Annotated in this window: 8 protein-coding genes and 4 pseudogenes; 7 read left to right on the top strand and 5 right to left on the bottom strand. The window is 62.8% G+C overall.

Annotation, left to right across the window (positions count from 1 at the left end):
• Positions 1-423 (bottom strand): annotated as a pseudogene (locus IE224_RS09080) (integrase core domain-containing protein); the annotation flags it as partial.
• Between the two features lie 216 nt (positions 424-639).
• A pseudogene (locus IE224_RS09075) lies at positions 640-927 on the bottom strand (response regulator); the annotation flags it as partial.
• Positions 928-1,231: 304 nt separating this feature from the next.
• Between IE224_RS09075 and IE224_RS09070 the strand changes: the two are divergent.
• The 3 genes from IE224_RS09070 to IE224_RS09060 all read left to right on the top strand — a co-directional run bounded on the left by IE224_RS09070 (position 1,232) and on the right by IE224_RS09060 (position 4,254).
• The gene (locus IE224_RS09070) at positions 1,232-1,993 is read left to right on the top strand and encodes a PRC-barrel domain-containing protein (RefSeq protein ID WP_191309626.1); all 762 of its coding nucleotides are present in this window, start codon (positions 1,232-1,234) and stop codon (positions 1,991-1,993) included.
• A gap of 278 nt (positions 1,994-2,271) precedes the next feature.
• Positions 2,272-2,670, top strand: coding sequence for a DUF2238 domain-containing protein (locus IE224_RS09065; RefSeq protein WP_191309624.1), 399 nt, complete (start codon positions 2,272-2,274; stop codon positions 2,668-2,670).
• A 369-nt stretch (positions 2,671-3,039) separates the two neighbouring features.
• The gene (locus IE224_RS09060) at positions 3,040-4,254 is read left to right on the top strand and encodes an IS256 family transposase (RefSeq protein WP_191309622.1); all 1,215 of its coding nucleotides are present in this window, start codon (positions 3,040-3,042) and stop codon (positions 4,252-4,254) included.
• A 64-nt stretch (positions 4,255-4,318) separates the two neighbouring features.
• Here the strand turns inward: IE224_RS09060 and IE224_RS20980 are convergent.
• A pseudogene (locus tag IE224_RS20980) lies at positions 4,319-5,257 on the bottom strand (FUSC family protein); the annotation flags it as partial.
• A gap of 591 nt (positions 5,258-5,848) precedes the next feature.
• On the opposite strand from IE224_RS20980, the pseudogene IE224_RS21385 reads away from it, so the two are divergent.
• Positions 5,849-5,956: pseudogene (locus IE224_RS21385) on the top strand (hypothetical protein); the annotation flags it as partial.
• Positions 5,957-6,027: 71 nt separating this feature from the next.
• On the opposite strand, the gene IE224_RS09050 reads toward IE224_RS21385, so the two are convergent.
• Positions 6,028-6,456 (bottom strand): RrF2 family transcriptional regulator, encoded by a 429-nt coding sequence (locus tag IE224_RS09050; protein WP_191309619.1) that lies wholly within the window; start codon positions 6,454-6,456, stop codon positions 6,028-6,030.
• A 91-nt stretch (positions 6,457-6,547) separates the two neighbouring features.
• Between IE224_RS09050 and IE224_RS09045 the strand changes: the two genes are divergently transcribed.
• Both IE224_RS09045 and IE224_RS09040 read left to right on the top strand, forming a co-directional pair.
• Positions 6,548-7,951 (top strand): MFS transporter, encoded by a 1,404-nt coding sequence (locus IE224_RS09045; protein ID WP_191309617.1) that lies wholly within the window; start codon positions 6,548-6,550, stop codon positions 7,949-7,951.
• Positions 7,948-8,586: a class I SAM-dependent methyltransferase gene (locus IE224_RS09040; protein WP_191309601.1), complete on the top strand. Its 639-nt coding sequence runs from the start codon at positions 7,948-7,950 to the stop codon at positions 8,584-8,586. Before IE224_RS09045 ends, IE224_RS09040 begins: the two co-directional genes overlap by 4 nt.
• Before the next feature lie 153 nt (positions 8,587-8,739).
• Here IE224_RS09040 and IE224_RS09035 read toward each other — a convergent pair whose 3' ends face one another.
• On the bottom strand, positions 8,740-9,141 hold the full coding sequence (locus IE224_RS09035) for a RidA family protein (protein ID WP_191309598.1): 402 nt from the start codon (positions 9,139-9,141) through the stop codon (positions 8,740-8,742).
• 137 nt (positions 9,142-9,278) lie between these two features.
• Here IE224_RS09035 and IE224_RS09030 point away from each other — a divergent pair, with 137 nt between their 5' ends.
• Entirely contained in the window at positions 9,279-9,878 is a 600-nt protein-coding gene (locus tag IE224_RS09030; protein WP_191309596.1) for a TetR/AcrR family transcriptional regulator, read from the top strand.
• Positions 9,879-9,927: the final 49 nt, after the last annotated feature.

Genomic DNA, 9,927 nt, shown 5'->3' with positions numbered 1-9,927 from the left:
CTAGGTGTTCAGTCCCGGCATCTGGTGGATCGGATCGACGATGAATCTGTCTGGCTCTGAAGTCCAGACATTGCAGATGTATTCGTAGGGCGTCAGGCCGCTCAGCGTCTTGAGCCGACGGGCAAAGTTATAGGCTGCGATGAAGTCGTCGAGGTGCGTTCGCAGTTGATCGTGATTGTCGTAATGGAAGCGCTTGACGGTTGCCTCTTTGATCGTGCGGTTCATCCGCTCGACTTGGCCGTTCGTCCAGGGATGCCTTACCTTCGTCAGCCTGTGCTCGATCCCATGCTCGCGGCACACGCGGCCAAAGATGTGCTCGAAGGCGGTCGTGTCGCAGCTCCGGTTTGCGAACTGTATGCCATTGTCGGTCAACACCTTATGAAGCCGGTAGGGAACTGCGGCAATCAGGTCGCGCAGGAACTGGGNTTCGTATTCCGCGCTGCTCAGTTGGACCACGATGTCATCCGCCGAAATCAGTTCCCGCTTGCCGGTGTCGAGGCGCCATCCGTCGAAGGAGATGAACCGGGACGCCGGATCCTGTGGTGCCGGTTTCGGCCCGGCGCTTCGGCGCAGCACGGCCTTGATGCGGGCCAGCAGTTCGCGCCCGTGGAATGGCTTTGGAAGATAATCGTCAGCCCCCATCTCCAGACCCAGAACGCGGTCGAAGTCGTCTCCCTTGGCCGTCAGCATGATGATCGGCGTCGTGACGCCGGTGGCCCGCAACTCGCGGCAGAAGGTCAGCCCGTCCTTGCCCGGCAGCATCAGATCAAGGACCATCAGATCCACCGGCCTCTCCTCAAGCACGCGCTGCGCCGATCGGACATTCGGCGCCTGGCTGGCCCGATACCCATCCGCCGAGATGACTTGCGACACCAGATCGCGGATTTCCGGATCATCGTCGACAATCAGAATGTGATGATCGGACATTCCGCTGCGCCTTTCATTGATCGTGTTGGGCTTTCCTTGGGCCAGTATGACTCCGCCACATCTGGAACCCAGCGGAAAGTGGTAACAGAATGTGTCAGGCGGCTCTGCCTGTCATAGCCTGTCACAGACCCGACACAGACGGTGCGAATGTTCACCGTCGCTTCGGTCCAAGCAGGTTTCATGAACACCAGCACAAGGAAGTTCTGGGAATACCGAGCAGGTGGGAAGCGTCTCCACCTGGTCGCACTTGCACGCGGACTTTCCTTGCATGTGCCCGGTGGACGCCAACACAGGAGACGCTCCTATGCGTGCGATGATGATGAAAGTTCTTTTCGCTGCCTCCGCCCTTGCGGGGCTGCCCACTCTCGCAGCGGCCCAAGAGGTGAAGATCAAGACCGAGATCCTTCCATTGGCAGGATGGCGGTATGATGACCTCTACGCGAACGGCATCAGCGTCGAGGACCTGATCGGTTCCGAGGTAAAAGGTCCCACGGGCGATGACATCGGCAATGTCGAGAACGTCCTTTTCGACAGGGACGGGCAGATCTTGTCGGTTGTGGCCGAGGTGGGCGGCTTTTTCGAGTTCGGCGACACCCATGTGAACATCCCGTGGGACATGGTCGAAGCGTCCAGGTGGGATGACGGCATCGAGATCCCGTTCACGCAGGAGTTGGTCGAGGACTTCACGCTCTTCACCGATGAGATGGTCACTGTCACCGAAGCAAGTTCGGACGTCGAGAAAGTCACAGGGGACGGGGCAGATGTCGTTGATACGGGACGTCGCGTCTGGCGTGCGGGCGAGCTTATCGGGGACTACGCGCGCCTGAAAGACGGGGATGGCTTCACCAACTATGGCTACGTTGACGATCTGATCGTGCGTGATGGAAAGGTCGCCGCCGTGGTGGTGAGTCCGGATGTGGCATGGGGCGGCGGAGGCTATTACGCCTATCCCTATTATGGTTATGACTATGGCTGGGATCCGGGACGTGAGTTCTACGACCTGCCCTACGAGCAGACCGAGGTCGAAGCGCTGGAACCGGTCGAGCAAGAGCAGGTCGGTGGCTGACCTCATGCGAAAAGGGGCTTGCCCCAGCGGGCCGCTCTTTTCGTGCCAGGGCGACGAAGGACGGGTGGAGTCAAACCTTGCAACGTGACTTTGCCCGGTCCTTTCGGTTCGCACGCGACGAGACATCCGGATGCGGCCTGCCTTCGGCAACTGACGCCGAAGCGTCACGACAGAAGGCCCGCTTGCTCATTGAAGAAACAGAAAACCCGCCCTGCGGTATCCTTGCTTACGAAAAGGAAAGGGAACCGTGGCTGCGCCAGTCCATGGAAGGAGCGACAATGGAAGCTACGTCTCAGGGGCGAGCGATAGCCTGGAGCCTTGCGGTCCTGCTGCTTGCGGCCAATGTGGCGGGCTATGCCTTCGACCTGTATGCCGCAGCCTGGTGGTTCGACCGAGTGCTGCACGCGGCCACGCTCTTTGCGATAACGTTCTGGCTGGCGCTTCTGGTCTGCACACGGGTCTTCCGGCCAGGATGGACCTTGATAACGGCCGCCATGGTGACGAGCCTGGGGGTAGCCATTGGCGCCTGGTGGGAAGTGGCTGAATGGGCCTTTGACCTGTTGGCACCAGGAAACGTGATCAAGGGCAAGAACGATACCGTTATCGACATCATCATGGATACGCTAGGCGCCGTCTTTGCCGCGCTTCTGGCACCGCGTTTCCTGCGCGCCCATTGAGGACCCGTGGGTTCGGAAGGCAAGCCGTTGTCGGGCAGTCGCTTTGAGACATCGCATAGCCATGCAATTCCTCGTAAGATTTACCGCGCCCCGCTGGACAGCCTTTGCCAAGGCTTCTGTTTCGATCCATCTTCTTGATCCACTTTGGGCATCAGAAGCAGCATGCTTTCCGACGGAACTGAAAGCCGGAGTTTGTCCCCCAAGGGTTGGGGAACAAGGCGCAGCAGTTCATCGGTAGCATTCCAGTAACGGGTGGGCGGCCCCCGCTTCGCGGATCATTCTTCCTTCTTGCAGAGTGCGACAAGCTGAGGGTGTCAGGTCTTCTGTGTATGAGTGATCCGGTCCATGCTTCACCGAAAGGAAGCATGCATGACGATCTCCAAGGAACTTCTGGATGAACTGCTGAAGGGTGTTGAGCGCCCTGAGGATCTGCTCGGCGATGCCGGGCTGATGAAGGAACTGAAGATCCGGCTCATGGAGCGGATGCTGGGCGCGGAGCTGACCGCGCATCTGGGCTATGAGGAAGGCAAGGAAGCGCCGCCCGGCCAGGCGAACCGGCGCAACGGCTCGTCGACAAAGGTGCTGAAGGGCCAGGACGGCGAACTGCCGGTAGCTGTGCCCCGCGACCGCGACAGCAGCTTCGAGCCGGAGCTGGTGAAGAAGGGCCAGACCCGCATTGACGGCATGGATGACAAGATCATCGGGCTCTATGCCGCCGGGCTAACGGTGCGCGATATCCAGGCGCATCTGCTCGATCTCTACGGCCTGAAGGTCTCCCCCGACCTGATCAGCCGCGTCACCGATGCCGTTCTGGACGAGGTTCGGGAATGGCAAAGCCGGGCACTGGACCGGATGTATCCGATCGTGATCTTTGATGCACTGCGGGTGAAGATCCGGGATGCCGACAGCCGCACGGTCAAGAACAAGGCTGTCTACATCGCCCTTGGCGTGACCCGTGACGGCCTGCGCGAGGTCCTCGGCCTGTGGATCGCCGAAAACGAGGGCGCCAAGTTCTGGCTGGCGGTGATGAACGAGCTGAAGAACCGGGGTGTTCAGGACATCCTGATCGGGGTCGTCGACGGACTGAAGGGCTTTCCTGAGGCCATCACCGCCGCCTTTCCGGACACCCTGGTCCAGACCTGCATCGTGCATCTGGTGCGGCACAGCCTGAGCTTTTGCTCCTGGAAGGACCGCAAGGTTGCGGCCGCCGACCTGCGCCGGATTTACAGCGCCCCAACCGCCGCAATGGCCGAGGCCGAACTCGATGCCTTTGAGGAGAAATGGGCCGGGAAATACGCCTCAATCGCCCCAGCTTGGCGACGAGCATGGGCCGAGGTGATCCCGTTCTTTGCCTTCGATCCGGCGATCCGCAAGATCATCTACACCACCAATGCCATAGAAAGTCTGAACCGGGTCATCCGCAAGTCGATCAAGACCCGAGGGTCATTCCCCACAGACGAAGCGGCGACAAAGCTGATCTACCTGGCCATCCGCAGCTTCGAGAAAGACGGCCGAAACGTCCGGGAATGGTTTGCGGCCCGCAACCAGTTCGCCATAATGTTCGGCGAGCGCTTCGACGCTTGAGTATCTGAAACCGCATGGACCGGGCCAGATACACAAAGTTCAGGACACTCCCGACAAGCTCAGAAAGCGTTTCGCGCACTTCATACAGCCCAAAGGCCAGGGCGTTGCGGTTCCGATGCAACTCTGATCCGGGATCATCATCCGCCAACACTGCCCTCAACCGTCTCAGCGCATCGTCGATCTGCCGCCTTCGCTGCTTGGTGCTTTCCTTTCCTTCAGCCAGTGCCTTCAGGATGCCGCAAGTCTCACGGCGGAGGGTGATGATCTCGTCCCTCAAACGGCTGTTCTCGGCGAAGGACGACACACTGGCCTCGGCAGCGCGGTCCAGGATGATGACCGAGTTATAAAGCCTGCGAAGCGCATCAAGGCGGCGTTGCATTTGCGCGCAATCAACAAGCTTCACGGCACCCAGGGCTTCCTGTGCCTGCTGGAGCGCCTTGTGATAAGCCGAGACATGATCCGGCGGGGCCGCCTCCCGTCCCTTCCTTGTTGCAGCCTCCAGTGCATCATCAAGACGCGTCGCCGTCGCGCGCAAGGCATTCCGGAAGTGCCGGTCGAACCGTGCTTCCGCGCGGTCCGGCCAGATCAGCAGCGAGACGATCACGCCTATGGCCGCGCCCAGGCCGATCGCCAGCGCCCTCATGCCTGCTGTCTCGGGTGCTTCCGCTTCGGGGGACAAGGCGATGGCAACCGCCGCCACGGCGCCATAGGTCCAATCAGGGCGCAGCCCCGCTATGCCGCCCACCACCAGCAACGACAGGGCAAGCGCCGCAGGTGTCCCCAAGATGTCCGGAAGAAGCATGACACAGGCAAGGCTGATCAGGCTTCCGGTCAGAGTGGCCTGCAAACGTGTCCAGGCTGCACCCATCGTCCCGCCCACCGAAGGCTGGATGATCAGGACTGCGCTCAGGATCGCCAGAAAGGCCTCTGCCGGGTTCAGGTGGCGCATGAGGAGATATGTCGCCAGGCCCGCAAGCGCCGACTGCACCGCGCGCCGGAGCATATCCTGTGCGTCCGTCCTCGACATTTCACGAAGTCCTCTGAGCAATGGCGCCCCTTCAGGTTTTTCCCGTCATCAAGCCAATGGCTGCAGGAATGGCTTTGTTTTCCCGATCATGTTCTTGGCATGATGCCACAGTTGCCAGGCTGCTTGGACACTGCTGAATGAAGTGCAGCCCTCGATCAACACTTACTGATGGGCCGTTCATGAGGCGCTCTCCGCTCCTCGTCCACGGTAGGCATATGCTTCAGGGGGCGCCCCTTTGACCCTCTGCATCGGCCAGAGCTGAAAAGTGCAACCTAAGGATAAAGCTCAGGCGTCCGCCGGATATTGAACGGTCCTCAACAAGATGAAGAGCAACGGCCCTTTTGCTTGTTTTGTTCTACATCCCGGCGGACCTGCACCAAAATCAACCTCATCATGAGTGTTATCAGGCTTGATGCTGGTGCCCGCACTTGGACGGCGGAATTGATCCCCCGCGGCATCCGCGTCGATCTTCTGCCCCTGCATCTACGGACACGGCTGTTCCAGACGACGTCCGCGCAGTCATTGTTGCTACCCCGACAATGGGGCTAATGGCGCAGCCCAAACGAAGTTGCCTCCGCTGCGCTTTTCGTTCTCAGCGATGAGGCGAGCTTCATCGCTGGCCTAGAATTGTTCGTGGACGGCGGAACGGCATCGCGTTGGCAGCCAAAGGAATGAACCGGTCATTCAAGCAGGCCCGATTGGCCACGTCGAGCAGCGGGACATCCGCATGACGTCTGCGTACGGTGCTACGTTTTCGTCACCCTCTCCCGCACCTCCGTCTCGATCTGCGACAGGTGCAAGGCACCGAACTCCTCCAGGATGGCTGCAGTAGCCGCCTCGATGCGGTCCGCGATCATGGCATTCACCGACTGCTCGACCAGGCAAGAGGGGCTGGGATTCGAGAAGCCGAAGGCGAAGAGGTCAGGCGAACCGAGCGAGCGGTAGACGTCCAGAACCGTGATCTCGTCCGTGCGCCGAATGATCCGCCAGCCGCCGCCATGGCCGCGTCCGGCCTCGACATAGCCGCCGTCGCGCAGCCCGGCCATGATCCGCCGCACCACCACCGCATTCGAGCCGAGCATCTCCGCAATCTGCTGCGAGGTCATCGGCGCATCGGTCTGCGCCATGTGCAGCAGCACATGCAGCAGGCGGGAAAGGCGAGTGTCTTGGTTCATCCGGTTCCTCCGACCTTGTAACTTTAGGTATTACATGACGAGAGAAATTTGTGCTATCAAGATACTTATGAAGTTACATGATCCGCCGAACATGAATGTCTACCCCACCCCCGGCGCAGCGCGCGGCTTCGTTTCGCTGCTCATCGGCATGGCTATGACCATTGCCGACGTGCCGATGATGGCGATCGCCATGCCGGGGATCGGCGCCGATCTTGGTCTCGGTACCGGGCCACTGGCGCTGATCATGGGGGCCTATCCCCTGGTCGTGGCAATGCTGCTGCTGCCGGCAGGACAGGCCGGCGACCGCTTCGGGCGGCGGCGCGTCTTTCTTGTGGGAGGCACGCTGTTCCTGATGGGGGCGCTTCTATCCGCTCTCGCGCCAGGGCCACTGCTTCTGGCGGGCGCGCGGATGCTGCAGGGGGTTGGAGCCGCTGCGCTGGCGCCGCAGGCGCTGGCGATGATCCCGCGGCTCTTCGCGCCTGTTGCCCAGTCCGGCGCATTCGCGCGTCTGGCGATGACGGGTTCCTTCGCTTCGGTCTGCGGGCCGCTGGTGGCGGGCGCGCTGATGGTGGCCGCGCCGGTTTGGCTCGGCTGGCGCGCGATCTTCCTGGCCGAGGCGATGCTCGCGCTCGCCGTGATGCTGCTGGCCTCATGGCGGCTGGCCCCGCACGACGGCGGCACCGCCGGTGGCAGCCGACCGGCCGAAATCGCCAGCTTCGCCGCAGCCATCCTCTGCCTTGTGGCGCCGCTGTCCCTTGGTCCCGTGTTCAGCTGGCCGGCACCCGTCTTCCTCTTGCTCGCCGCGGCCTTGCCCTGCGCCGCCGTCTTCGCGCGGATGACGGCGCAGGCAGGCTCTGCGGCGCTGATCCCACCCACCCTCCTGCGCAAGCCGAGCTTCTGCTGGAGCCTCGTCTTCCTTCTGCTGGCCGTCTCCGCGCCGCCTGGCTTCTTCGTTGTCCTGTCACTGGCCCTGCAGAGTGAATTGGGCCTCAGCCCGCTGCAAGCGGGGCTGGTGACGGCGGGCTTTCCCGCCGGCGTGGTGGCAGGGTCGTGGACATCCGGGCGCCTTGCGCTGCAGCCGCTGGCGCGGGTGGCGCTTGGGACCCTGCTGCTTTGCGGCAGCTTCCTGCTGATCCACGCGATCCTGCCGGGGCTGACGCCGACCCACCTCTGGCCGTTGCGGGCGGGGATGCTGGCGGCAGGGGCGGCGATGGGGCTTACGGTAACGTCGGTCATGCAGTTGGGCATGTGGGGCTTGCCGAAGTTGCTGGCCGGGGCGGGGGCCGGTGCGATCCAAACCATGCAGCAGGTCAGCATGGCCGCCTCGATCGCATTGAGCCTTGCCGTCTATGGGCAAGCGCTCGAGACGCAAACGGGGCTCGAGGCGGCAGCCACGATGATGTGGCTGCAGATCAGCACGACCGGAGCGGCGGCACTGCTGGCACTGGTCATGCTGCGAGTAAGCAGTTTCCATCAACAAAGGACAGAAGCATGATCGCCGATCCGCACCAAGACCCGACAGCCTTTTGGGAAGAGTTCTATCTGACCAAGCGCACCACATCGAGTGGCCGCGCCACGGCGGCCCTCATGCGGATCGCGGCCGGGCTGACGCCGGGCCGGGCCTTGGACCTCGGCGCCTCCCATGGCGACGACGTGATCTGGCTGGCACAGCAGGGCTGGCAGGCGTACGGCTGCGACATCTCTGAAACCGCTGTCGCCCGCGCCCGTGCCCGCGCTGCCGATCACGGCTTGGAGCATCATGCAAAATTCGAGAGGTGCGATCTGTCTGTCGCCTTTCCGCAGGGCGAGTTCGACCTGATCACCGCACTTTACCTGCAGTCGCCCGTTGCCTTGGCGCGCGCCGCGATCATCCGTCAGGCTGCCGGACGGCTGCGGCCGGGCGGTCATCTTCTGGTCCTTTCGCACGCCGCCCCGCCCCCCTGGAGCCTGGAGGCAACGCCTTCGACCATCTTCCCTACCATGGCCGGGGAACTGGCCGCGGTCGGCGTTCCCGCGCCTGGCCTGAAGGTAATTGCAGCCGAGATCGTCACGCGTCCCGGGCGCGGCCCGAATGGCACCGAGGCGATGCTGGAGGACAATCTCGTGCTGGTCCAGCGGTGCCTGGTATAGCGGACCCGCAGCACCGGCCCCAACCGGGTCGCATATCCGCCGGCCAAATGGGACACGAGGATACCGGTCCATGACCCCATCTTGCGAGGGGGGCGGCCTTCTCGTGGAGCCTGACGGCCGCAGCGGGCACCAGAGTCCCGCTGCGGCTGCTGATCATGCTTTCGGGACGCGGGCGATGACCTTGATCTCGAGGTCGAAGCCGGCAAGCCAGGTCACCCCGACGGCGGTCCAGGTCGGAAACGGCCTGCCCGCAAAGAAGCGGTCCTTTACCGGCATGAAGATGGGAAGCTGCGCCTCGGGGTCGGTGTGGAAGGTGGTCACGTCGATGATGTCGTCGAAGCCGCAGCCCGCGGCCTCAAGCACTGCCCCGAGATTGGCGAAGGCGCGCTCGACCTGGCCGAGATAGCTGTCCTCGGGCAAGCCGTCCTCGCAGCTGCCCACCTGACCTGACACGAACAGCAGTTCGCCCGCGCGGACGGCAGGGGAATAGCCGTGCTTGTCATAAAGGGCGTGGCGGGCAGAGTTTGCGGGGTAGATCGCGTCGCGTGGTGGCATGGGTCTTTCTCCTGCTATCGAATGATGTGTCGAGCCTGGGGAAGCGCTTCCCTCGGGGCGTCGATTCAGATACGCTGCGTATCTAAGTTCTATTCACATACGATCCGTATGTCAACGGTTGTGGGCGAGGATACAAGATGACCCGGAGAACACGCGCCGAGATGATGGAGGAGACACGGCGCAAGCTGGTCGCCTCGGCCCGCGCGGCCTTTGCCGAAAAGGGCTTCGCAAACACCTCGATGGACGATCTGACGGCAGCTGCCGGGCTGACGCGCGGTGCGCTCTATCACAACTTCGGCGACAAGAAGGGTCTCTTCGCGGCGGTCGTGGACCAGATCGACGCAGAGATGGCGGCCCGGGCGCGCGCCCTCGCCGAGGCAGAAGCGACCATCTGGGATGCACTTCTGGCCGAGGGCAGCGCCTATATCGAAATGGCGCTAGACCCCGAGGTGCAGCGCATCGTCCTGCGCGACGGGCCGGCGGTGCTGGGCGATCCGGCCCATTGGCCGAGCCAGAACCGCTGCCTGGACGCCACGCGCGCGGCGGTCGCCGCACTGCTGGCCCAAGGCGTGCTGCGGACGGTGGACGTTGAGGCGGCCTCGCGCCTCCTGAACGGCGCGGCCCTCAACGCGGCGTTTTGGGTGGCGGCATGCGAGGACCCATCAGCGACGCTTCCCAAGGCGCAGGAGGCGTTCCGGATGCTGGCCGAGGGACTTCTGGCGGAACACGCGCCATAGCCTCTGATGGACGGACGTTCCACGCGTGCTTGATAAACCTCGCGGACCG

Origin of the sequence: Paracoccus aerius, assembly GCF_014656455.1 — a bacterium.
GTDB classification, from domain to species: domain Bacteria; phylum Pseudomonadota; class Alphaproteobacteria; order Rhodobacterales; family Rhodobacteraceae; genus Paracoccus; species Paracoccus aerius.
The sequence above is the reverse complement of the archived record's forward strand: the minus strand, read 5'-3'. Positions and strand labels throughout refer to the sequence as shown.